The organism is Micromonospora sp. NPDC005686 (genome assembly GCF_042871665.1).
GTDB lineage: Bacteria > Actinomycetota > Actinomycetes > Mycobacteriales > Micromonosporaceae > Micromonospora.
The window spans coordinates 131,442-154,378 of sequence record NZ_JBIAIY010000012.1 but is presented as its reverse complement, the minus strand read 5'-3'; the positions used below and the strand labels follow the sequence as shown (position 1 = coordinate 154,378).

Here is a 22,937-nt window from a genome sequence, read left to right as displayed (position 1 = left end):
AGGGGTCTTGCCATGATCGATGTCCTCGTCGTCGGGGCCGGTCCGAACGGCCTGATGCTCGCCTGCGAGCTGGCGCTGGCCGGGATCCGGGCGGTGGTATGCGACCGGCTGGTGGAACCGACCGCCGAGAACCGGGCCAACGGGCTGGTCGGCCAGGTGGTCCGGATGCTCGACCGGCGTGGCCTGCACCAGCGCCTCACCGGTGATCCCGCGCCGCCGCGCCCGGCGCCCCGGTTCGTCTTCGGCGCGTTACCGCTGGACCTCAGCGGTGTCGCGGACAACCCGCTGCACGGGCTGCCGGTGCCGCAGCGGCAGGTCGAACGGGTGCTCGCCGAACGGGCAACCGAGCTGGGCGTGCGGGTACGCCGGGGATTCGAGGTGACCGGGCTGCGGCAGCACGACGACGCGGTGGAGGTCGAATTCGCCCACGGCGCGACGCTCACCTGCCGTTACCTGGTCGGCGCGGACGGCGGGCACAGCACGGTCCGCAAGCTCACCGGGATCGGCTTCCCCGGCGTGACCACGGACCGGTCCGTGTCACGGACCGCCCAGGTCGGCGTGCCGGCGGAGGCGATCGACCCGGTGACCGGCGGCCTCGCGGTGTCCGGTCACGGGACCGTCGCACCGTTCCGCCACACCCGCACCGAGCGTGGGCTGATCGTCTGGGCGCCGTTCCCCGACCGCCCGCCGTTGGTCAGCACCACCGAGTGGCCGGACGCGCCGGAGACCGAGACGCTGATGACGCTCGACGAGATGCGGGCCAGCGTGGCGCGGGTGCTCGGCGCCGAGGTGCCGATCGCTCCGCCTTCCGGCGAGGGGCCGCACGTGCTGCGCCGCGTGGTCGGCGGCAACACGCGGCTGGCGGAGCGCTACCGCGACGGCCGGGTGCTGCTGCTCGGCGACGCCGCCCACGTGCACTCCGCGATCGGCGGTCCGGGGCTCAACCTGGGACTGCAGGACGCGGTGAACCTCGGCTGGAAGCTGGCCGCCCGGCTGCACGGCTGGGCGCCGGACGGGCTGCTGGACACCTACGAGGCCGAGCGCCGGCCGGCAGCCCGGCGGGTGACCATGTCGACGCAGGCCCAGTCCGCCCTGATCGCGCCGGGAAGTGAGGTCACCGCGCTGCGCGAGCTGGTCGCCGAGCTGCTCTCCCGGCCGGAGAACGCCGCGCACGTGGCCGCGCTGATGGCCGGCGCGGACATCCGCTACGACCTCGGACCGGGCGGGCCACCGGTCGGAAGCTGGGCGCCGGACGTGGAGGTGCACGGCGACACCGGGCGGGTCCGGCTGGCCGAGCTGACCCGCCACGCGCGCCCCCTGCTGCTCGACGCCACCGGCACCCTCGCCACGGCGGTCCGGCCGTGGGGCCACCGGGTCGACCTGGTCACCGGCCCGTTGGAGGGCACCCCGTCGACCGCGCTCCTGCTGCGCCCGGACTGCTACGTGGCCTGGGCCTCCAGCGCCGCCACGCCGGACCGGGACGGACTGCGCGCCGCGCTCACCCGCTGGTTCGGCCGGCCCGGGGACTGACCGGCTCAGGCCGGCACGGGCAGGTCCAGCACGTACCGGTCCGCCTCCGGGCGGAAGCCGAGCCGGTGGTAGTAGGGGGCGACCATGCCGGGCGGGCTGACCACCCGGCGGAACCCCCGGTCGGTGAACAGCCGGCTGCGCCGGTAGACGAACTCGCCCGGGGTGAAGTCGCGGAACGGCGGGGTCACGTAGTCCAGGTCGATCTGGGCCACGCCGCCCGGTTCGGCGTGCGAGAGCATCACGCCGACCACCTCGTCGGCGCGTACCACGAGGAACGCCGAGCGGTCGTCGGCGTCGGCGTCCCAGCGGAAGCCCGGGTTGAAGCGGGCGATGTCGGCGGCGTGCACCCGCAGCGTGTGCGCGAGGAACGCGTCCTCGGTGCCCACCTCGACGACCTGGTAGGTCTGATCGTCGTGCCGGGTGGCCAGCAGCTTGCGGAGGTACCAGACGTTGATCACGGTGAGCACGACGTTCAGGCCCACCATCGGCCAGACCTGCACGGCGGCGTTGTAGCCGATCAGGATGAGGCAGCCGACCAGGTTAAGCGCGCGCAGCCGCAGGATCCGCGTCTGCAGCAGGGACCAGACCAGCAGCGCGGAGCCGGCCCAGCCGACGAGTTCGAGCCAGTTCACCCGGGGAGACTAGCCGCCTGCCTGGTCAGACCCCTCGGCGGGCAGTTCCAGCACGTACTCCTCGACCTCGGTGCCGCGGCTCGGGGAGTACCCGGAGTCCTCGCCGACCACGACGAAGCCGCACTTGCGCAGCACCGCCAGGGACGCGGCGTTGTCCTTCGCGGCGCGGGCGTGCACCGGCCGCTGCGGCAGCTCCCGCAACAGCGCGGCGAGCCCGGCGGTGGCGTAGCCGCGCCCCCAGCGCCCCGGGTCGATCCAGTAGCTCACCTCGGTCCGGTCGTCGACCGGGAACGCCGCCACATGCCCGACCACCTCGCCGTGGGCGGTGACCGTGCGGTTCACGATGCGCTCGTCGGCGCGGATGCGCGCCCAGTGCGCGTCGAACGCGGCCCGGTCGGACGGGTCCTGCGGGCCGAACGCGGCCATCCAGTTCGCCTGCGGGTCCTGCTCGTGGGCGAAGAAGACGGGCAGGTCGTCGTCGCGCACCGGGCGGAGCAGCAGGTGGTCGGTCACGGCCGGAACGATACGTGGCCCCACCGACACGGTCGGGACCTCCGGCCCGGTGTGTGTCCCGTCCGGCCCTGCCGCGTGGCCGGCTGGCCCGGCTACCAAGGAGGTGTAACGACGCAGTCGAGGAGGCCGGATCATGTCGAAGTACGTCTACGACTTCATCGAAGGTGACCGCAGCCGGGCCGACCTGCTCGGCGGCAAGGGCGCCAACCTCGCCGAGATGACCCGGCTCGGGTTGCCGGTGCCTCCCGGGTTCACCGTCACCACCGAAGCCTGCCGGGCGTACCTGGCCACCGGGGCACCACCGGCGGGCCTGTACGAGGAGATGAACGCGCACCTGCGGGAGGTGGAGGCGCGGCTGGACCGGTGGCTGGGCGACCCGCGTGACCCGCTGCTGCTGGCGGTGCGCTCCGGCGGGCGGTACTCGATGCCGGGAATGATGGAGACGATCCTCGACATCGGGCTCAACGACACCACAGTCGTCGGGCTGGCCGAGCGCACCGGCGACGAGCGGTTCGCCTGGGACTCGTACCGGCGGCTGATCCAGATGTTCGGCCGCACCGTGCACGGCATCCCGGCCGAGGAGTTCGAGCACGAGCTGGCCGCGCTGCGGGCCACCGCCGGGCCGGACGGGCCGAGCGCAGGGCAGTTGCACGACCTCGTCGACACGTACAAGAAGATCTTCATCCGGCACGTCGGGCACGACTTCCCGCAGGCCCCGCACGAGCAGCTGTTCCTGGCCGTGCGCGCGGTGTTCGAGTCCTGGCACTCGGAGCGGGCCCGGATCTACCGGCGGCAGGAGCGCATCCCGGACGACCTGGGCACCGCCGTCAACGTGATGGCGATGGTGTTCGGCAACCTCGGCCCCGACTCCGGCACCGGTGTCGCGTTCACCCGCGACCCGGCCACCGGCGCCCCCGGCGTGTACGGCGACTACCTGACCGACGCGCAGGGCGAGGACGTGGTGGCGGGCATCCGCAACACGGTGCCGCTGACCGAGCTGGCGACGCTGGACCCGGCGAGCTTCCACCGGCTGCGGGAGATCATGGCGACGCTGGAGCGGCACTACCGCGACCTGTGCGACGTGGAGTTCACCATCGAGCGCGGCCGGCTGTGGATGCTCCAGACCCGGGTCGGCAAGCGCACCGCGGCGGCCGCGTTCGTGATCGCCGCGCAGCTGGCCGAGGAGGGGCTGATCACCGCCGACGAGGCGCTGACCCGAGTCACCGGGGCGCAGCTCGCCCAGCTCATGTTCCCGGCCTTCGACACCGCCGGCGTGCCCGAGCCGCTCGCGGTCGGCGTCGGCGCCTCGCCCGGCGCGGCGGTCGGGCGGGTGGTGTTCGACTCCGCCGCCGCGGCTGCGGCCGACGGACAGGTGATCCTGGTCCGGCCGGAGACGAACCCGGACGACCTGCCCGGCATGATCGCCGCGACCGGCGTGCTCACCTCGCGCGGCGGCAAGACCTCGCACGCCGCCGTGGTGGCGCGGGGCATGGGCCGGACCTGCGTCTGCGGCACCGAGGCGCTGGCCATCGACGTCGAGCGCGGCGAGTTCGCGGTCGGCGAGCGGGTGGTGCGGGCCGGCGACGTGATCTCGATCGACGGCACGAGCGGGCGGATCTGGCTCGGCGAGGTGCCGGTGCAGCCGTCCCCGGTGGCCCGGTACCTGACCGGTGAGCTGCGGCCGGAGGCCGACCCGCTGGTCGCCGCCGTGCACCGGCTGCTCGGGCACGCCGACGCGGTGCGCACGCTCGGCGTCCGCGCCAACGCGGACACCCCGGACGACGCCCGCCGGGCCCGCGAGCTCGGCGCCGCCGGAATCGGGCTGTGCCGCACCGAGCACATGTTCCTCGGCGAGCGCCGGGAACTGGTCGAGCGGCTGATCCTGGCCGAGGGCCCGGCCGAGGTCGGCGCGGCGCTGGACGAGCTGCTGCCGCTGCAGCGGGCCGACTTCGCGGGGCTGCTCACCGCGATGGACGGGCTCCCGGTCACGGTCCGGCTGCTCGACCCGCCGCTGCACGAGTTCCTGCCTCCGCTGGCCGAGCTGACCGCCCGGGTGGCGGGCGCGCAGGCACGCGGCGAGGAACCGGGCCACGACGGCGTGCTGCTGGCGGCGGTGCGGCGGATGCACGAGACGAACCCGATGCTGGGGCTGCGCGGCGTGCGGCTCGGGCTGGTGGTGCCGGGGCTGTTCGCGATGCAGGTGCGGGCGCTGGCCGAGGCGGCCGCGCAGCGGGTCCGGGCCGGCGGTGACCCACGCCCCGAGATCATGGTGCCGCTGGTCGGTGACGTGCGGGAGCTCGCCGCGGTGGCGGACGAGGCGCGGCGGGTGCTGGCCGAGGTGCCGGGCGCGCCGGAGATCCCGATCGGCACCATGGTCGAGACGCCCCGGGCGGCGCTGACGGCCGGGGAGATCGCCGCCGAGGCGCACTTCTTCTCCTTCGGCACCAACGACCTGACGCAGATGACCTGGGCGTTCTCCCGGGACGACGTGGAGGGCGCGTTCTTCTCCGCGTACCTGGCCCGGGGGATCTTCCCGGTGTCGCCGTTCGAGAGCATCGACGCCGCCGGGGTCGGCCGGCTGGTCCGCCTCGCCGTCGCCGAGGGGCGGGCGGCCCGGCCGGAGCTGACCGTCGGCGTCTGCGGTGAGCACGGCGGCGACCCGGACTCGATCGGGTTCTTCGCCGAGGCCGGGCTCGACTACGTGTCCTGCTCGCCGTACCGGGTGCCGGTGGCGCGGCTGGCCGCCGGGCGGGCCGCTGTCGAGGCCCGCACCGAGAAGTCCGACTCCCGCTAGGAGGGCAGCGTCATGACCGCCATCTTCAACCCGACCGGCCCGGGTGTCACGCCGGTCCCCCGGCCCGCGCCGCCGCAGGCCCCGACGCCCGCCCTCGCCCCGGCCGGGCCGGTGGGCCCGGTGCTGGAGCTGCCCGGCGACACCGCCCTGGTGCCGGTGAGCCGCGACGGCCACCCGGTGGGCGTGTTCGTCGCGGCCGGCGGCCGGGTCCGTTACCGGCGCGTGGTCGAACCCGACCGGCTGGTCGCCGCCGCCACCGGCGCGTTCGCGGTGGCCGCGCTCACCGCCGCCGTGGCGGTGTGGTCACGGCGCCGCCCGCCGTCGGTCGGCACGGTCACCATGGGACCGGGCGGATGGGTCAGCCTGCGCGGCGTGCCGGCGCCGCGGCTGCGCCCGGACGACCGGCCCTGGTGGGCGCGCGTGCTGCGGGCCCGCCGCCTGGTCGCCGAACGCTGACCACCCCCAGCGGTACGGCCGCCGGTACGTCACCGGCGGCCGTACCGCCGTTGGCGCCCCGGAGGGGCCGTTGGTCCCGGGTCACCGTGGTCCTGCGCCCCTGCCCGGCAGCGCCCGGACGGACGACGCTGAGGGTGAGAACGAGACCGAGGGAGGCCCCCGATGCGCGCCAGTGTCGTCACCGCGTTCGACCGTCCGATGGAGATCACCGAGCGTCCCGTCCCGGAGGTGGGCCCGGGCGAGATCCTGGTCCGCATCGAAGCCAGCGGCCTCTGCCACACCGACATCCACGCCGCCCGCGGCGAGTGGCCGGTGAAGCCCAGCCCGCCGTTCGTACCAGGGCACGAGGGCGTCGGCCTGGTCGAGAAGGTCGGCCCCGGTGTCACCGAGCACGCCGTCGGCGACCGGGTCGCGCTGCCCTGGCTCGGCTGGGCCTGCGGCACCTGCTCGTACTGCGTGACCGGCTGGGAGACGCTGTGCGAGTCGCAGCGCAACACGGGCTACGGCATCGACGGCGCGCACGCCGAGTACGCGGTCGCCTCGGCCCGGTACGCGGTGCGCGTGCCAGACGGCGTGGACCCGTTCGAGGCCGCGCCGCTGACCTGCGCGGGCGTCACCACGTACAAGGCCGTCAAGGTCGCGGGGGTACGGCCGGGCGAGCGGGTCGCGATCTTCGGCATCGGCGGCCTGGGTCACCTGGCCCAGCAGTACGCGCAGATCTTCGGCGCCGAGACGGTCGCGGTGGACGTGACCGCCGAGAAGCTGGAACTGGCCACCTCGCTCGGCGCGGCCCACACGGTCGACGCCGCCACCACCGACCCGGTCGAGCGGATCACCGCCCTGGGCGGCGTGGACGTGGCGATCGTGCTCGCCGCCAGCCCTCGGGTGATCGAGCAGGCCCACCGCTCGCTGCGCCGCGGCGGCCGGCTGGTGCTGGTGTCGCTGCCCGCCGACAACGCGATCACCCTGCCCGTCTTCGAGACGGTGCTCAAGGGCATCACGGTGCTCGGCTCGATCGTCGGCACCCGCGCCGACCTGGCCGAGGTCTTCGCGCTGCACGCCGCCGGCCGCACCCGGGTCGTCTACGAGACCCGCAAGCTGGACGAGATCAACGACGCGGTGGACGACGTCCTCGCCGGCCGGGTCGCCGCCCGGCTCGTGCTCCAGCCCTGAACTCCGCCCCGGTCCCCGCACCGGCGGGGACCGGGCCACCGTCGACGCCCCGGAGAGGATCGACATGACCGCCACCCAAGCCCTGGCCCCCTGGCGTGGGTTCCACGCCGGAGCGTGGCAGGAGACAGTCGACGTGGCCGACTTCGTCCGCCACAACCACGAGCCGTACACCGGGGACGCGTCGTTCCTCACCGGCCCGACGCCGCGCACCCTCGCGGTCTGGGACCGGCTACGGGAGATGTTCCCGGAGGAGCGGCGGCGCGGCGTGTACGACGTCGACGCGGCCACCCCGTCGGCGATCACCTCGCACGCGCCCGGCTACATCGACCGGGAGCGGGAGCTGATCGTCGGGTTGCAGACCGACGCGCCGCTGCGGCGGGCGATCATGCCGGCCGGCGGGCTGCGGATGGTGGAGACGGCACTGCACGCGTACGGGCGCGAACCGGACCCGCGGGTGCACGAGATCTTCACCCGGTACCGCCGCACGCACAACGACGCGGTCTTCGACGCGTACCCGGAGAGCGTGCTCGCGGCCCGGCGCTCGCACGTCATCACCGGCCTGCCCGACGCGTACGGGCGCGGGCGGATCATCGGCGACTACCGCCGGGTGGCGCTGTACGGCGTGGACCGGCTGGTCGAGGAGCGCCGCGCGCTCAAGGCGGCGCTGGACGACCGGCGCAGCACCGACGACGTGATCCGCGACCGGGAGGAGCTGGCCGAGCAGATCCGCGCGCTCGGTGAGCTGAAGGAGATGGCCGCCTCGTACGGCTTCGACATCTCCCGCCCGGCCGCCACCGGCGCGCAGGCGATCCAGTGGCTCTACTTCGCCTACCTGGCCGCCACGAAGGAGCAGAACGGCGCCGCGATGTCGCTCGGCCGCACGGCCGGGTTCGTCGACGCGTACCTGCGGCGGGACATCGCCGAGGGGCGGCTGGACGAGAGCGGCGCCCAGGAGCTGATCGACGACTTCGTGATCAAGCTGCGGATCATCCGCTTCCTGCGCACCCCGGAGTACGACCAGCTCTTCTCCGGCGACCCCACCTGGGTCACCGAGTCGCTCGGCGGCATGGGCGCGGACGGCCGGCCGCTGGTCACCCGCACCACGTTCCGCTACCTGCAGACGCTCTACAACCTCGGCCCGGCCCCGGAGCCGAACCTCACGGTGCTCTGGTCGCCCCGGCTGCCGGAGGGCTTCAAGCGGTTCTGCGCCCAGGTGTCGCTGGACACCAGCGCCATCCAGTACGAGAACGACGAGCTGATCCGCTCGGCGTACGACGACGACACCGCGATCGCCTGCTGCGTGTCGGCCATGCGGGTCGGCCGGGACATGCAGTTCTTCGGCGCCCGGGCGAACCTGGCAAAGGCGCTGCTGTACGCGATCAACGGCGGCCGGGACGAGCTGTCCGGCGCGCAGGTCGCCCCGCCGGCCGCGCCGGTCGGCGGCGAGACGCTCGACTACGACGAGGTGCTGGCCGCATACGACCGCACGCTGGACTGGCTGGCCGAGACGTACGTGGACGCGCTCAACGTGATCCACCACCAGCACGACAGGTACGCCTACGAGCGGCTGGAGATGGCGCTGCACGACCACCCGGTGCGCCGGTTCATGGCCACCGGCATCGCCGGCCTGTCGGTCGCCGTGGACAGCCTGTCGGCCATCCGGTACGGCCGGGTCAAGGTGCTGCGCGACGAGTCCGGCCTGGCCGTCGACTACGCGGTCGAGGGCGAGTTCCCCACGTACGGCAACGACGACGACCGGGCCGACGAGATCGCGGTGTGGCTGGTCGAGGCGTTCGCGGAGAAGCTGCGCCGGCAGCGCACGTACCGCGACGCGGAGCTGACCATGTCGGTGCTCACCATCACCTCGAACGTGGTGTACGGCAAGCACACCGGCCACACGCCGGACGGCCGGCGCGCGGGTGAGCCGTTCGCGCCGGGGGCGAACCCGATGAACGGGCGGGACACCCACGGCCTGGTCGCGTCGGCGCTGTCGGTGGCGAAGCTGCCGTACGAGGCGGCCCGCGACGGCATCTCGCTGACCGGCACCGTCACGCCGGACGGCCTGGGCCACACCCGCGACGAGCGGATCGCCAACCTGGCCGGGGTGCTCGACGGCTACGCCGACGCCGGTGGGTTCCACCTCAACGTCAACGTGCTGGACCGGGCCACGCTGCTGGACGCGATGGCGCACCCGGAGCGGTACCCGCAACTCACCGTCCGGGTCTCCGGGTACGCGGTGAACTTCGTCCGGCTCACCCCGGAACAGCAGCGCGACGTGGTGTCGCGGACCTTCCACGGGTCGCTGTGAACGGCCGCCCGCCCGCGCCGCCGGAGGTGACTCCGGCGGCGCCGGGCCGTGCCGCCGAGGCGGTCACCGGCGCGGTGCACTCCTGGGACACGTCGGTCGGTGTGGACGGGCCGGGCACCCGGTTCGTGGTGTTCCTGGCCGGCTGCCCGCTGCGCTGCCGCTACTGCCACAGCCCGGACACCTGGTACGGGCGCAGCGGCCGGCGCCGCACGGTGGACGAGATGGTCGCGCTCGCCACCCGGTACCGCCGGTTCATCCAGGTCGCCGGCGGCGGCGTCACGGTCAGCGGCGGGGAGCCGCTGCTGCAACCGGCGTTCACCGGTGAGCTGCTGCGCCGCTGCCACGACCTCGGCCTGCACACCGCGCTGGACACCTCCGGCTTTCTCGGCGTGCGCGCCGACGACGCGCTGCTGGACGCCACCGACCTGGTGCTGCTCGACGTCAAGGCGGGCGACCCGCAGACGTACCGCCGGGTCACCGGCACCGGCCGGCTCGCGCCGACGCTGCGCTTCGCGCAACGGCTGGCCGACCGGGGTAAGCCGATCTGGATCCGGTACGTGCTGGTCCCCGGCCTGACCGACGCGGTCGACGAGGTGGAACGGGTGGCCGACGTGGCGGCCGGACTGGCGAGCGTGCAGCGCGTCGAGGTGCTGCCGTTCCACCGGCTCGGCGCGCACAAGTACGCCGAGCTGGGTCTGACGTTCCCGCTGGCGGACACGGAACCGCCGGACGCCGGACTGCTGGCCCGGGTACGCGGTCAGTTCGCCGCCCGCGGCCTCACCGTCACCTGACCGGCCCCGCCGCGGCACACTACGATCGGGACATGCCGAAGCTGCTTCCGACCGCACGTATCCGCGCCCTGGGCGCGACCGGCGCACAGGTCACCGGGGCGCGGGCCGTCGGCGCGCAGGCCACCGGCGCGCGGGCCCTGGGCGCCGCGGCGGTCGGCGCGCTGGCCTTCGGCGCGTTCGCGCTCGGCGCCGTGGCGGTGGGCTCGCTCGTGGTCGGCCGGCTGGCCGTGCGCCGCGCGGTGATCCGCGAGCTGCGCATCGGCCGGCTTGAGGTGGACGAGCTGGTCGTCCGCGACCGCTGAGCGACCGCCGGTTCAGCTGGCTGCCGCCGTTGGATAGCCGTACAGGTCGAGCAGCCGGACCCGGGACGCCTGAAGCCGGTCCACCACCACGCTCATGAACCGGCTGGTGAGCTGACGGCCGAGCGTGTCGTCGGACTCCATCAGCCGGCGTACCCCGTCGGCGTCGAGTTCGACGGCGGTGCTGCGCTGGGTGGCGACCGCCCCGAACTGCCAGCGGTACGGCGGGAACAACCAGGACCAGCCGAGCACCCCGCCCGGCCCGATCGTCTCGATGCCCACGTCACCGCGGCCCGGCACTGGGAAGTCCAGCGCCACCTGGCCGCCGCGGACCAGCCAGAACCGGTCGGCCGGCGCACCGGCGCGGAACAGCCGGTGCCCGGGGTGCCAGACCATCGGGCGGGCGTAACCGGTGAGCCGGGGCAGCCACTCGTCGGGCAGCCCGGCCAGGAACGGGTGGACGCGGAGCATCTCCAGCGGGGTCATCGCGCCTCCAGGATCGGCAGGAGGGAGCAGTGGTTCCATTCCACCCCGCCGCCGCCCCGGCCGGAAGGGGCCGATGGTCCCGGCCGGGCTGGGCGGATCGGCTCTGCCCAGGTGGGAGCCGTCGGCGCAGGCTGAGGGGGAACCGAAGGAGGACGTCATGACCGACAGGACCGGTGCCCCCGTCGTGGTGGGCGTGGACGGCTCCCCGTCCGCGCTGGACGCGGTACGGCTGGCCGCACGCGAGGCGGTGCTGCGGCACCGGCCGCTGCGGGTGGTGAACGCCTTCCTCTGGCCGCTGGTCGGCACGCCACTGGGCATGGTCGCCCCGATCCTGCCCGACGTCGAGCTGCGGCAGGAGGCCGAGAAGCTGGTCGAGGAGGCGGTGGACGAGGCCCGCAAGATCGACGCGGAGCTGGCGGTCACCGGCGCGGTGGTCGACGGCGGGCCGGTCGCGGTGCTGCTGCGGGAGAGCCGCGACGCCGCGCTGCTCGTGCTCGGTCACCGGGGACTCGGCGGATTCGCCGAACTGCTCGTCGGCTCCGCCGCGGTGCAGCTCTCCGCCCGCGCGGACTGCCCGGTGCTCGTGGCCCGGAGCGAGGCCCGCGCCGACGGCCCCGTCGTGGTGGGCGTGGACGGCTCGGCGCTGTCCGACGAGGCGGTCGGCTTCGCGTTCGCCGAGGCCGCGGCGCGCGGCGCCGAACTGGTGGTGGTGCACACCTGGCTCTACCCGCAGCCGGTGACCTACCGGGAGGCGTTCGGCGACGTCGTGCCGCTGGGCTACGACCCGCAGGAGTTGCGCGCCGACGAGCAGCGGGTGCTGGCCGAGGCGGTCGCCGGCTGGGCCGAGCGCTACCCGGAGGTGACGGTACGGCCGAAGCTCGTCGCCGCCGCCACGCCGTCCCGGGTGCTGGTCGAGGAGTCCGTCGGCGCCCAGTTGACGGTGGTCGGCGCACACGGGCGCGGTAGCCTCGGTGCGCTGCTGCTCGGCTCGGTCAGCCACGCCGTGCTGCACCACTGCCACAGCCCACTGGCCGTCGTCCGGCACCGGGGCCACTGAGCCGGTTCGCCGGCCCGGACGGGGCCGGCACCGCCACAATGGCCTGAGCCGACCGGAGGGAAAGCACCAGATGAACCGACCCGTCGTGGTGGGAGTGGACGGATCGCCGTCCAGCCTGGCCGCCGCCGACCTGGCCGCCGCGACCGCCGTCGCCCGTTCCCGGCCGCTGCTGCTGGTGCACGGCTACCTGCACCCGCTCGGCTACGGGGTGCCGCTCAACCCGTACGACCTGGGGGTGCCGGCGCCCACCGCGGAGTCGGAGAAGATGCTGGAGTCGGTCGCCGCCGACCTGGCCGAGCGGCACCCGGGCCTGCGGGTGCAGATACGCCAGGTGGCGGGCGGCCCGGGCGCGACGATGGTCGAGGAGTCCCGCCGCGCCGAACTGGTCGTGGTGGGCAGCCGGGGCGTCGGCGGCTTCGCCGGCCTGCTGCTCGGCTCGGTCAGCGGTCAGCTCGCGCAGCACGGGCGCTGCCCGGTGCTGATCGTCCGTCCTGAGGAGCAGCCGATCCCGGTGGACGGCCCGGTGCTTGTCGGCGTGGACGGCTCCGACTCGGCCGCGTACGCGATCGAGCTGGCCGCCGACGAGGCCGAGCGACGCGACGCGGAGCTGGTCCTCATGCACGTCCGGTCGCCGGAACGCGGCGCGGTCACGCCGGAGGTGGCGGCGGAGGCGTCCACCGCCGAGCGGGCCGAGGCGGAAGGGCTGCTGGCCGACGCGGCGGCCCAGGTCCGCGCGGCGCACCCCGGCCTGCGGGTGACTGAGCGCTCCGTGACCGCCGCCTCGCCGGAGACCGCCCTGCGGGAGGCCAGCGGCGAGGCGTCGCTCGTGGTGGTGGGCTCCCGGGGTCGGGGCGGCTTCGTCGGGCTGCTGCTCGGCTCGGTCAGCCAGGCCCTGGTGCAGCACTCCCACTGCCCGGTGCTCGTCGCCCACCGGCCCGAGCCGGCCGGCGACTGAGCCGCCCCGATCGCGGCCCGATCGCGGCCCGGTCAGGCCGGGTCGCGGCCGGCGAGCAGGTCGGCGAAGTCGGTGGTGAGCGCGAACGGGTCGGCCGGGCCGGTCGCGGCGGGTCGGCGGTCCACCTGCTCGGCCAGCTCGGCCGCGGCCCGGCGGACCCGGGACCGCAGCGCGCTGTCGCCGTCGTCGCCGGCCCAGTCCTCGGGAGCGGCGAACACCGCCGTGGGCAGGGTCGCCGCCCGCAGGTACGTGAACATCGGCCGGACCGCGTGCTCCAGGGCCAGCGAGTGCCGGGCGGTGCCGCCGGTCGCCCCGATCAGCACCGGCTTGCCGGCCAGCGCGTCCCGGTCGACGACGTCGAAGAACGACTTGAACAGCCCGTTGTAGGACGCGTTGAAGATCGGCGTCACCGCGATCAGCCCGTCGGCGGCGGCCACGTCGTCGAGCGTGCGCCGCAGCGCGGCCGGCGCGAAGCCGGTGAGCAGGTGGTTCACCACGTCATGGGCGTGCTCGCGCAGCTCCACCACGTGCAGCTCCACGGTGGCGCCGCGGCCGGCCAACGCGTCGCGGGAGGCCGCGGCGAGCTGGCCGGCGAGCAGGCGGGTGGACGACGGCTGGCCGAGCCCGGCGGAGACGACAGCGAGGGTACGGCGGGTCATCGCTGCTCCCCGTCGGCCGGTGCGGCCTCCCGGGCGGCGAGCAGGCTCGCGTGGGTGGGCGCGTCGGGCACGTGCGCGGGACGCATCGAGTCGAACTCCTTGCGCAGCACCGGCACCACCTCCTCGCCCAGCAGGTCGAGCTGCTCCAGCACCGTCTTCAGCGGCAGCCCGGCGTGGTCCATCAGGAACAGCTGCCGCTGGTAGTCGCCGACGTACTCGCGGAAGCCCAGCGTGCGGTCGACGACCTGCTGCGGGCTGCCCACTGTCAGCGGCGTCTCCCGAGTGAACTCCTCCAGCGACGGGCCGTGCCCGTAGACCGGGGCGTTGTCGAAGTAGGGGCGGAACTCGCGTACCGCGTCCTGGGAGTTGCGGCGCATGAAGACCTGCCCGCCGAGGCCGACGATCGCCTGATCCGGCGAGCCGTGGCCGTAGTGCGCGAACCGCTCCCGGTAGAGGCCGACCATCCGCTGGGTGTGCTCCTTGGGCCAGAAGATGTGGTTGGCGAAGAAGCCGTCGCCGTAGTACGCGGCCTGCTCGGCGATCTCCGGGCTGCGGATCGAGCCGTGCCAGACGAACGGCGGCACGCCGTCGAGCGGGCGCGGGGTCGAGGTGAACGACTGCAGCGGCGTACGGAACCGGCCCTTCCAGTCGACCACGTCCTCGCGCCACAGCCGGTGCAGCAGGTCGTAGTTCTCGATGGCCAGCGGGATGCCGTTGCGGATGTCCTGCCCGAACCACGGGTAGACCGGGCCGGTGTTGCCGCGGCCCATCATCAGGTCGACCCGGCCGTCGGCCAGGTGCTGGAGCATCGCGTAGTCCTCGGCGATCTTCACCGGGTCGTTCGTGGTGATCAGCGTGGTCGCTGTCGACAGCAGCAGCCGCTCGGTGCGCGCGGCGATCCAGCCGAGCATGGTGGTCGGCGACGACGGCACGAACGGCGGGTTGTGGTGCTCGCCGGTGGCGAAGACGTCCAGGCCGACCTCTTCGGCCTTGAGCGCGATGGCGGTCATGGCCTTGATCCGCTCACGCTCGGACGGCAGCCGCCCGTTCGTGGGGTCGACGGTGACGTCACCGACGGTGAAGACTCCGAACTGCATGACCAGCTCCTCGCGTGGGGTCCGGACCGGTCGGCCCGGGATCGCTCCTCACAACATATTTGACGAGTCAACTATTCCGTCGGCTGCCCGCCCCGGCGTGGCCCGAATCACGCACCATCCACCGACTACCCTTGCCGCGATGACGTACCCCTGGCTCCACGCGCCCGCCGCCCAGATCGCGGACACCGCGCGGACGCTGCTCGGCTGGACCGTGTCGGCCGGCGGCGTCACGGTCCGGCTCACCGAGGTCGAGGCGTACGCGGGCACCGGCGAGGATGCCGCGTCGCACGCCCACCGCGGGCCGACGCCGCGCAACCAGGTCATGTTCGGGCCCGCCGGACACGCGTACGTCTACTTCGTGTTCGGCATGCACTGGTGCGCGAACATCGTCTGCGGGCGCGACGGCGAGGCGGCGGCGGTGCTGCTGCGCGCGGGCGAGGTGGTCGACGGCATCGAGACCGCCCGCGAGCGCCGGCCGCGCGCCGCCGACCGGGATCTTGCCCGCGGACCGGCCCGGCTGGTCACCGCGCTCGGGCTCGGGCGGGACGCCAACGGCACTTCGGCGATCGACGGCAGCGGCCCGCTGCTGCTGACTCCCCCGGCCAGCCCGGTCGACCCGGCGCGCATTCTCGCCGGGCCGCGTGTCGGGGTCGCCGCCGCGCACGACCTGCCGTGGCGGTTCTGGCTGGCGGACGAGCCGAGTGTGAGCGTCTACCGGCGGCACACCCCGCGCCGCCGGCCCGCTACGGCCGTCCCGATACGGAACTCACCGGCCTGAGCCGACCGCTCCGGCAACCCGAAGCATCCTGTGGCGCGTCTCTGGTCCATGACGCGTCTTCTCACCACGTTCCGAAGGCACGGCGTTTTGCACGAACGGCTTTCAACGCAGTGTTGACAACAAGCCATTCTTGGGTGTGGGATGGACGGCATGGTCACCGTGGACAACGACCCGTTCACCGCTCCGGATGCTGCCCAGGCCCGCGCGCACCGCAACTGGGCGGCGCTGCTGCGGATCGCCGAGCGGCACGCCGGCTCGAACTCCCGCCGTCGCCGTTACGCGCACCCCGACGTACCGGACGCCTACGAGGCGGCCACGCTGGTGATGGCGCTCGCCGGCGGAGCCGAGCTGGACGAGGGTGAGGAGCCCGTCGACCAGGCCGACCTGATGGCCGCGCTGACGCTGATCCCGCACGTGCGGGCCGAGGTGGACGCGCTGGAGGCCGGGCTGCTACAGGTGGCCCGCGGGCGGGGCATGACCTGGCAGGCGATCGCCTTCGGGCTGGGGCTGGGCAGCGCGCAGGCGGCCCGGCAGCGCTACGAGCGGCTGACCGTCCGCACCGGCACCGGCGACTGAGCGGGAAGCGGCCGGTCTTCTGTCACAGCGGCGGACGAGACCGCGCCGGACGGCACGGGAGGACGCGATGACGCGCGACGAGATGCTGGCCTACTGCCTGGCCAAGCCGGGAGCCTGGCTCGACCGGCCCTGGGAGGGCGACGAGGTGGTGAAGGTGGGCAGCCGCATCTTCGCGTTTCTCGGCTCCCCGCAGGGTGAGGCCCGGCTCGGGGTGAAGTGCGGGCCGTCCCGGGAGGTGGCCGACGAGTGGCTGCACCGGTTCCCGGCCGACGCGCGCCCCTCCCCCTACATCGACCGATCGGGCTGGAACACGCTGCGCCTCTCCGGCGGCATTCCTGACGACGAGCTGGTCGAGGCGGTCGACGGGTCGTACGACGCGGTCGTGGCGAAGCTGCCGAAACGCGAGCGGCCCGCCGGCTGACCGGGAACGCGGACGGAGCCCCGGCCAGCCCCGAACCGCCGATCCGGCGGCGCCAGCCCGCCACGAAGCGGGAGCCGCGTTTCACACAGCGGGACGGTTGTTGATCTTGGAAGCTTTCCGCGGGGGTCGGGCCGGTCCGGGGCAGGCTCGCGGCTGCCCCGGACCAACCGTGCGTCTCAGCGGGGGACGACCCGCTCGGCGGCCCACTCACGCCAACCGGTCAGCTTGTCCGCCGCGGCGGCGAGCTGGTCGGCGACCGGGCCGGGGCCGGTGGAGCCGGGCGTGATGCGCGCGGCCAGCGCCGAGCGCACCGAGAGCACGTCGCGCACCGACGGGTCCAGGTGCTCGCTGACGGCGGCCAGGTCGGCGTCGGACACCTCGTCCAGCGCGCAGTCGCGGACCGCGCAGAGCGCCACCAGCTTGCCGGTGATCTCGTGCGCGTCACGGAACGGCACGTTGCGCCGGACCAGCCAGTCGGCGACCTCGGTGGCGAGCGAGAAGCCCGACGGCGCGCTGGCGACCAGCCGGTCCACCCGGACGGTCATCGTGGAGATCATGCCGGCCAGCGCGGGAAGCAGCAGCTCCAGCGTGTCGACAGCGTCGAACGCCGGCTCCTTGTCCTCCTGCATGTCCCGGTCGTACGTCATGGGCAGGCCCTTGAGCATGGTGAGCACGCTCATCAGGCCGCCGACCAGGCGGCCGGACTTGCCCCGCGCCAGCTCGGCGATGTCCGCGTTCTTCTTCTGCGGCATGATCGACGAGCCGGTGGCGAAGGCGTCGTCCAGCTCGACCCAGCCGAACTCCTGCGACGTCCAGAGCACCACCTCCTCGCCGAGGCGGGACAGGTGCACGCCGATCATGGCGGTGACGAACAGGAACTCGGCCACGAAGTCGCGGTCCGCGACCGCGTCCATCGAGTTGGCGAACGAGGTGCGGAAACCCAGCTCCTTGGCGACCGCCATCGGGTCCAGCGGCAGGCCGGAGCCGGCCAGCGCGCCGGCGCCGAGCGGGCTGATCGCGGTCCGCTCGTCCCAGTCGCGCATCCGTTCCAGGTCACGCAGCAGCGGCTGCACGTGGGCCAGCAGCCAGTGCCCGAACGTCACCGGCTGGGCGTGCTGCAGGTGGGTCATCCCCGGCGCCGCGGTGTCCACGTGCCGCTCCGCCTGTTCGACGAGGGCCTCGGCCAGCTCGACCAGCCGGGCCGCCACGCCGCGGGCGTGATCACGCAGGTAGAGCCGCAGGTCGGTGGCGACCTGGTCGTTGCGGGAGCGGCCGGCGCGCAGCTTGCCGCCGAGGCTGCCGAGGCGTTCCAGCAGGCCGCGCTCCAGCGCGGTGTGCACGTCCTCGTCGTCCACCGTCGGGCGGAACGCGCCGGAGGCGCAGGCCGCCTCCAGGTCGTCCAGCGCGGCCAGCATCCGGCCCAGTTCGTCCGGGTCGAGCAGGCCGGCGCCGGCGAGGACCCGGGCGTGCGCGCGGGAACCGGCGATGTCGTACGGGGCGAGACGCCAGTCGAACTGGACGCTCACCGACAGCCGCGCGAGCGCCTCGGCGGGACCGCCGGCGAACCGGCCGCCCCAGAGGCTCGTCCGGTTGGCGGCGGCGCTGTTCTCGGTCAGGCTCTTGTCGTCCACCCCACCCATTGTGGCGCCTCCCATCAGGCCCCTCCCATCCGGGCATCCCGTTGTGCGGCCATCTTGCTGGGCAGTCCCCACAGTTGCACGAATCCCTTCGCCAGCGACTGGTCGAATGTGTCGCCGGTGTCGTAGGTGGCCAGGCCGAAGTCGTAGAGGCTCGCCTCGGAGCGCCGGCCGGTGACCACCGCCCGGCCGCCGTGCAGGCGCAGCCGTACCTCGCCGGTGACGTGGCGCTGGGCGTCGTCGATGAACGCGTCGAGCGACCGCTTCAGCGGCGAGAACCAGAGCCCGTCGTAGACCAGCTCGCCCCAGCGCTGGTCGACGCCGCGCTTGAACCGGGCCAGGTCCCGCTCGACGGTGACCGCCTCCAGCTCCTGGTGGGCGGTGATCAGGGCGAGCGCGCCGGGCGCCTCGTACACCTCGCGGCTCTTGATGCCGACCAGCCGGTCCTCGACCATGTCCAGCCGGCCCACGCCGTGCGCCCCGGCCCGCCGGTTCAGTTCCCGGATCGCCTGGTACGGGGTGACCGTCTCGCCGTCGATCGCGACCGGCACGCCCCCGTCGAACGTGATCACCACGTCGTCCGGGTCGCGTTCCGACGCCGGGTCCCCGGTGTACGCGTAGAGGTCCTCGACCGGGGCGTTCCAGATGTCCTCCAGGAAGCCGGTCTCCACGGCCCGGCCCCACAGGTTCTGGTCGATCGAGTACGGCGACTTCGCCGACACGTCGATCGGCAGCCCTTTCTCCTCGGCGTACGCGATCGCCTTGTCCCGGGTCCAGGCGAAGTCCCGGGCCGGTGCGACCACCTTCAGGTCGGGTGCGAGCGCGCCCAGGCCCACCTCGAAGCGGACCTGGTCGTTGCCCTTGCCGGTGCAGCCGTGCGACACGATCGTGCCGCCGTGGGCGCGCGCCGCCGCGACCAGGTGCTTGACGATCAGCGGCCGGGACAGCGCGGACACCAGCGGGTAGCGGTCCATGTAGAGGGCGTTGGCCCGGATCGCCGGCAGGCAGTAGCCGGCGGCGAACTCGTCGCGGGCGTCGACCACCTCGGACTCGACGGCACCGCAGTCCAGCGCGCGCTGCCGGATCACGTTCATGTCCTCGCCGCCCTGGCCGACGTCGACGGCTACCGCGATCACCTCGGCGCCGGTCCGCTCGGCCAGGTACGGGATGGCGACCGAGGTGTCCAGGCCCCCGGAGTACGCCAGCACCACCCGCTCGGTCACGAGGTGCCCCCTTCGACCGCGTCGTCCCGGCGGGCCCAGGCGGCCAGCCGCTCACCCAGCGCGGCGCCGCCGTCGGCGTCGCGGGACACGACGAGGATGGTGTCGTCGCCGGCGATGGTGCCGACGATCTCGGTCAGGCCGGCCCGGTCCAGCGCGCTGGCGAGGTACTGGGCCGCGCCCGGCGGGGTGCGCAGCACCGCGATGTTGCCGCTGGAGTCGACGCCGTTGAGTAGCTCACGCAGCAGCCGGACCAACCGGGCCGGCGCGCCCTCGGCGTCGCGCAGCGGCCGGTGCCCGTCCTCCGGGATCAGGTAGACGCCCCGCCCGTCGCCACCGCGCGCGGTCACCGCTCCCAGTTCCTTCAGGTCGCGCGACAGGGTGGCCTGGGTGACCTGGATGCCGTCCCCGGCGAGCAGGTCGGCCAGCTCGGTCTGCGAGTGGATGGCGGTGTCGCGGATCAGCTCGACGATGCGGGCGTGCCGCGCGGCGCGGGTCAGCGGAGCGGTCATGCGGATTCCTCCAGGAGAAACGTCAGCAGCGCCTTCTGGGCGTGCAGGCGATTCTCCGCCTGGTCGAACACCGCGCTGTGCGGGCCGTCCAGCGCCTCGTCGGTGATCTCCTCGCCCCGGTGGGCGGGCAGGCAGTGCAGCACGATCACGTCGGCGTCGGCGTGGCCGAGCAGCGCGGCGTTCACCTGGTACGGCAGGAACGGGGTGATCCGGTCCAGCCCGTCGGACTCCTGCCCCATCGACGTCCAGGTGTCGGTGGCGACGACGTGGGCGCCGCGTACCGCCTCGACCGGGTCGGTGAGCACCTGGACCGAACCGCCGGTGGTGGCGGCGATCTTCTCCGCGCGGCCCACGATCTCCGGGTCGGGCCGGAACCCGTCCGGGCCGGCGATCCGCACGTGCATCCCGGCGGTCGCGCCGGCCAGCAGGTACGAGTGGGCCATGTTGTTCGCCGCGTCGCCGACGTACGTGAGGATCCGCCCCGCGGTCCCGCCGAGGCGCTCCCGCACGGTGAGCAGGTCGGCCAGCAGCTGGCAGGGGTGGTACGTGTCGGTGAGCGCGTTGACCACCGGCACCGTGGCGTGCGCGGCGACCTCGGCGATCCGGTCGTCGCCGTGGGTGCGCAGCACGATCGCGGCGACGTAGCGGGACAGCACCCGGCCGGCGTCGGCCAGCGTCTCGCCCCGGCCGAAGTGGGTGACCTGGGTGTCCACCACCAGCGGGTGCCCGCCCAGCTCGGCGATGCCCACGTCGAACGAGATCCGGGTCCGCAGGCTCTGCTTGTCGAACAGCACCGCCACCGACTTGGGGCCGGCCAGCGGCTGGTGGCCGTACCTGTCGGTCTTCATCCGGGCGGCGAGGTCGAGCACGGCGGCCTGCTCGGCGGGCGTGAGGTCGTCGTCGCGCAGGAAGTGGCGGATCATGCGGGAGCCTCCGTCGGGGTCGTGGCGTCGGGCGCGGCGGCGCCGGTGGTGGGAGGTGCCGGCGCGGCGGCGGACAGCGCGGCCGGCAGGGCGGCCAGGAACGCGTCGGCCTGCGCCGCGGTGAGGATCAGCGGCGGGGCGAGCCGCACCACGTCCGGCTGCACCGGGTTGACCAGGAAACCCGCCTCGCGCAGCGCGGCCGCGGCAGCGGCGGACACCGGCTGGTCGAGGACGATGCCGAGCAGCAGCCCCGCGCCGCGCACCTCGCGTACCAGCGGATGCCCGAGCGCCTCGACGCCGCGGCGCAGCCGCTCGCCGATCCGCTTGACGTGGTCGAGCAGGCCCTCGTGCGCGATCGTGGAGACGACGGCGAGCGCGGCGGCGCAACTGATCGGATTGCCGCCGAACGTGGTGCCGTGCGAACCGGGGGTGAGCAGGTCGGCGGCCCGGCCGAAGGCCAGGCAGGCGCCCAGTGGCAGCCCGCCGCCGAGGCCCTTGGCGAGGGTGATGACGTCCGGCTCGACGCCCTCGGCCTGGTGGGCGAACCAGTGGCCGGTCCGGCCGACGCCGGTCTGCACCTCGTCGAGCACCAGCAGCGCGCCGTGCGCGGCGGTGATCCGCCGGGCCGCGGCGAGGTAGCCGGGCGGCGGGACGACCACACCGTTCTCGCCCTGGATCGGCTCGATGATCAGCATGGCGGTGTCGTCGGTGACGGCCCCGGCCAGCGCGTCGGCGTCGCCGAACGGCACGTGTGTCACGTCGCCGGGCAGCGGGCGGAACGGGTCGGCCTTGGCGGGCTGCCCGGTCAGCGCCAGCGCGCCCATGGTCCGGCCGTGGAAACCGCCGTGGGTGGCGACCACGTGCCGGCGGCCGGTGAGCCGGGACAGCTTGAACGCGGCCTCGTTGGCCTCGGCGCCGGAGTTGGCGAAGAACACCCGGCCCGGCCGGCCGGCCAGCGCCAGCAGCAGCTCGGCCAGCGCCACCGGCGGCTCGGCGACGAACAGGTTGGACACGTGCCCGAGCGTCGCGACCTGCTTGCTGACCGCCGCCACCACCGCCGGGTGGGCGTGGCCGAGCGCGTTGACGGCGATGCCGCCGAGCAGGTCGACGTACTCCCGGCCGGTCTCGTCGACCACGACGGCGCCGGAGCCGGAGACGAGCGCCAGCGGCGGCGTGCCGTAGTTGTCCATCATGGTGGCGTTCCACCGCTGCACGAGCGAGCTCATGAGTCGATCACCATCGTTCCGAAGCCCTCCGACGTGAACACTTCCAGCAGCGTGGAGTGGGCGACCCGGCCGTCGACGACGTGCGCGGCGGGCACTCCCCCGCGCACCGCCCGCAGGCAGGCCTCCATCTTCGGGACCATGCCCGATTCCAGGGACGGCAGCAGCTTCGCCAGGTCGTCCGCGGTGATCTCGCTGACCAGGCTGGACGTGTCCGGCCAGTCGGCGTACAGGCCGGGCACGTCGGTGAGCACGACCAGCTTGCGGGCGTCCAGCGCCACGGCGAGCGCGGCGGCGGCGGTGTCCGCGTTGAGGTTGTGCAGCACCCCGTCGGCGTCCGGCGCGACAGTCGAGATGACCGGGATGCGGCCGGCCGCGATCAGGTCGGTGACCGCCGAGACGTTCACCGACTCCACGTCGCCGACCTGGCCCACGTCGACCGGTACGCCGTCCACGTACGCCTGGCGGCGCACGGCGGTGAACAGCCCGGCGTCCTCGCCGGAGAGGCCGACCGCGTACGGGCCGTGCGCGTTGATCAGCCCGACCAGCTCCCGGCCGACCTGACCCACAAGCACCATCCGGACCACGTCCATCGCCTCCGGGGTGGTGACCCGGAGGCCGCCCCGGAACTCGCTGGCGATGCCGAGGCGGCCGAGCATGGCGGAGATCTGCGGGCCGCCGCCGTGCACCACCACCGGCTTCAGGCCGGCGTAGCGCAGGAACACCATGTCGGCGGCGAAGGCGCGCTGGAGTTCGGGGTCGACCATGGCGTTGCCGCCGTACTTGACCACGACCGTGGCGCCGGAGAAACGGGCCAGCCAGGGCAGTGCCTCGATCAGCGTGGCGGCCTTGGCCTGGGCCCGGGTGAGGTCAGCGGAAAGCGTCATGCCGAGCCCG

At 74.1% G+C, this 22,937-nt stretch carries 23 protein-coding genes; 12 read left to right on the top strand and 11 right to left on the bottom strand.

The features are described from left to right. The first annotated feature begins 12 nt into the window (after window positions 1–12). Window positions 13–1,530: an FAD-dependent monooxygenase gene (locus tag ACFYON_RS25600; protein ID WP_355047453.1), complete on the top strand. Its 1,518-nt coding sequence runs from the start codon at window positions 13–15 to the stop codon at window positions 1,528–1,530. 5 nt (window positions 1,531–1,535) lie between these two features. Here ACFYON_RS25600 and ACFYON_RS25595 read toward each other — a convergent pair whose 3' ends face one another. After that, window positions 1,536–2,162 carry a hypothetical protein gene (locus ACFYON_RS25595; RefSeq protein WP_354866809.1) on the bottom strand — a complete coding sequence of 209 codons (627 nt, stop codon included), beginning with the start codon at window positions 2,160–2,162 and terminating at the stop codon, window positions 1,536–1,538. 9 nt (window positions 2,163–2,171) lie between these two features. Further along, the gene (locus ACFYON_RS25590; RefSeq protein WP_387189140.1) at window positions 2,172–2,675 is read right to left on the bottom strand and encodes a GNAT family N-acetyltransferase; all 504 of its coding nucleotides are present in this window, start codon (window positions 2,673–2,675) and stop codon (window positions 2,172–2,174) included. Window positions 2,676–2,808: 133 nt separating this feature from the next. Here ACFYON_RS25590 and ppdK point away from each other — a divergent pair, with 133 nt between their 5' ends. The 6 genes from ppdK to ACFYON_RS25560 all read left to right on the top strand — a co-directional run bounded on the left by ppdK (window position 2,809) and on the right by ACFYON_RS25560 (window position 10,499). After that, window positions 2,809–5,469 (top strand): pyruvate, phosphate dikinase, encoded by a 2,661-nt coding sequence (gene ppdK / locus ACFYON_RS25585; RefSeq protein ID WP_355094762.1) that lies wholly within the window; start codon window positions 2,809–2,811, stop codon window positions 5,467–5,469. A gap of 12 nt (window positions 5,470–5,481) precedes the next feature. Continuing rightward, on the top strand, window positions 5,482–5,925 hold the full coding sequence (locus ACFYON_RS25580) for a hypothetical protein (protein ID WP_357706773.1): 444 nt from the start codon (window positions 5,482–5,484) through the stop codon (window positions 5,923–5,925). Between the two features lie 162 nt (window positions 5,926–6,087). Next, a complete protein-coding gene (adhP, locus tag ACFYON_RS25575; protein ID WP_354866816.1) occupies window positions 6,088–7,098 on the top strand; it encodes an alcohol dehydrogenase AdhP in 1,011 nt (336 codons plus the stop codon). A 64-nt stretch (window positions 7,099–7,162) separates the two neighbouring features. Continuing rightward, the gene (pflB, locus tag ACFYON_RS25570) at window positions 7,163–9,406 is read left to right on the top strand and encodes a formate C-acetyltransferase (protein ID WP_355094758.1); all 2,244 of its coding nucleotides are present in this window, start codon (window positions 7,163–7,165) and stop codon (window positions 9,404–9,406) included. Next, complete coding sequence (gene pflA, locus ACFYON_RS25565; protein ID WP_354866820.1) at window positions 9,403–10,197, top strand: pyruvate formate-lyase-activating protein; 795 nt, start codon at window positions 9,403–9,405, stop codon at window positions 10,195–10,197. The genes pflB and pflA overlap by 4 nt, the downstream gene beginning before the upstream one ends. 32 nt (window positions 10,198–10,229) lie before the next feature. Further along, the gene (locus ACFYON_RS25560; RefSeq protein WP_354866822.1) at window positions 10,230–10,499 is read left to right on the top strand and encodes a hypothetical protein; all 270 of its coding nucleotides are present in this window, start codon (window positions 10,230–10,232) and stop codon (window positions 10,497–10,499) included. A 12-nt stretch (window positions 10,500–10,511) separates the two neighbouring features. On the opposite strand, the gene ACFYON_RS25555 is transcribed toward ACFYON_RS25560, so the two are convergent. After that, on the bottom strand, window positions 10,512–10,982 hold the full coding sequence (locus ACFYON_RS25555) for a cyclic nucleotide-binding domain-containing protein (RefSeq protein WP_354866824.1): 471 nt from the start codon (window positions 10,980–10,982) through the stop codon (window positions 10,512–10,514). Window positions 10,983–11,139: 157 nt separating this feature from the next. On the opposite strand from ACFYON_RS25555, the gene ACFYON_RS25550 reads away from it, so the two are divergent. Then, on the top strand, window positions 11,140–12,039 hold the full coding sequence (locus ACFYON_RS25550) for a universal stress protein (RefSeq protein ID WP_357706778.1): 900 nt from the start codon (window positions 11,140–11,142) through the stop codon (window positions 12,037–12,039). Window positions 12,040–12,109: 70 nt separating this feature from the next. Next, window positions 12,110–12,994 (top strand): universal stress protein, encoded by an 885-nt coding sequence (locus tag ACFYON_RS25545; protein WP_387189139.1) that lies wholly within the window; start codon window positions 12,110–12,112, stop codon window positions 12,992–12,994. Window positions 12,995–13,026: 32 nt separating this feature from the next. Here the strand turns inward: ACFYON_RS25545 and ACFYON_RS25540 are convergent, their stop codons facing one another. Both ACFYON_RS25540 and ACFYON_RS25535 read right to left on the bottom strand, forming a co-directional pair. After that, entirely contained in the window at window positions 13,027–13,653 is a 627-nt protein-coding gene (locus ACFYON_RS25540) for an FMN reductase (protein WP_354866830.1), read from the bottom strand. After that, entirely contained in the window at window positions 13,650–14,750 is a 1,101-nt protein-coding gene (locus tag ACFYON_RS25535) for an LLM class flavin-dependent oxidoreductase (RefSeq protein WP_354866832.1), read from the bottom strand. The genes ACFYON_RS25540 and ACFYON_RS25535 overlap by 4 nt, the downstream gene beginning before the upstream one ends. Before the next feature lie 139 nt (window positions 14,751–14,889). On the opposite strand from ACFYON_RS25535, the gene ACFYON_RS25530 reads away from it, so the two are divergent. The 3 genes from ACFYON_RS25530 (at window position 14,890) to ACFYON_RS25520 (ending at window position 16,525) form a co-directional block, all read left to right on the top strand. Further along, the gene (locus ACFYON_RS25530; RefSeq protein WP_357706783.1) at window positions 14,890–15,528 is read left to right on the top strand and encodes a DNA-3-methyladenine glycosylase; all 639 of its coding nucleotides are present in this window, start codon (window positions 14,890–14,892) and stop codon (window positions 15,526–15,528) included. Between the two features lie 150 nt (window positions 15,529–15,678). Then, window positions 15,679–16,104, top strand: coding sequence for a DNA-binding protein (locus ACFYON_RS25525; protein ID WP_354866837.1), 426 nt, complete (start codon window positions 15,679–15,681; stop codon window positions 16,102–16,104). 67 nt (window positions 16,105–16,171) lie between these two features. After that, window positions 16,172–16,525, top strand: coding sequence for an MmcQ/YjbR family DNA-binding protein (locus ACFYON_RS25520; RefSeq protein ID WP_354866839.1), 354 nt, complete (start codon window positions 16,172–16,174; stop codon window positions 16,523–16,525). A 176-nt stretch (window positions 16,526–16,701) separates the two neighbouring features. Here ACFYON_RS25520 and argH read toward each other — a convergent pair whose 3' ends face one another. The 6 genes from argH to argB are packed head-to-tail and all read right to left on the bottom strand — an operon-like array spanning window position 16,702 to window position 22,927. Next, window positions 16,702–18,165, bottom strand: a complete 1,464-nt coding sequence (gene argH / locus ACFYON_RS25515; protein WP_354867584.1) for an argininosuccinate lyase — start codon at window positions 18,163–18,165, stop codon at window positions 16,702–16,704. 14 nt (window positions 18,166–18,179) lie between these two features. Next, the gene (locus ACFYON_RS25510; RefSeq protein WP_354866841.1) at window positions 18,180–19,385 is read right to left on the bottom strand and encodes an argininosuccinate synthase; all 1,206 of its coding nucleotides are present in this window, start codon (window positions 19,383–19,385) and stop codon (window positions 18,180–18,182) included. Further along, entirely contained in the window at window positions 19,382–19,894 is a 513-nt protein-coding gene (locus tag ACFYON_RS25505; protein WP_354866843.1) for an arginine repressor, read from the bottom strand. Before ACFYON_RS25505 ends, ACFYON_RS25510 begins: the two co-directional genes overlap by 4 nt. Next, complete coding sequence (gene argF / locus ACFYON_RS25500) at window positions 19,891–20,817, bottom strand: ornithine carbamoyltransferase (protein WP_354866845.1); 927 nt, start codon at window positions 20,815–20,817, stop codon at window positions 19,891–19,893. The genes ACFYON_RS25505 and argF overlap by 4 nt, the downstream gene beginning before the upstream one ends. Further along, window positions 20,814–22,043 (bottom strand): acetylornithine transaminase, encoded by a 1,230-nt coding sequence (locus ACFYON_RS25495; protein ID WP_354866847.1) that lies wholly within the window; start codon window positions 22,041–22,043, stop codon window positions 20,814–20,816. The genes argF and ACFYON_RS25495 overlap by 4 nt, the downstream gene beginning before the upstream one ends. Next, the gene (gene argB, locus ACFYON_RS25490; protein WP_354866849.1) at window positions 22,040–22,927 is read right to left on the bottom strand and encodes an acetylglutamate kinase; all 888 of its coding nucleotides are present in this window, start codon (window positions 22,925–22,927) and stop codon (window positions 22,040–22,042) included. Before argB ends, ACFYON_RS25495 begins: the two co-directional genes overlap by 4 nt. Window positions 22,928–22,937 lie beyond the last annotated feature (10 nt).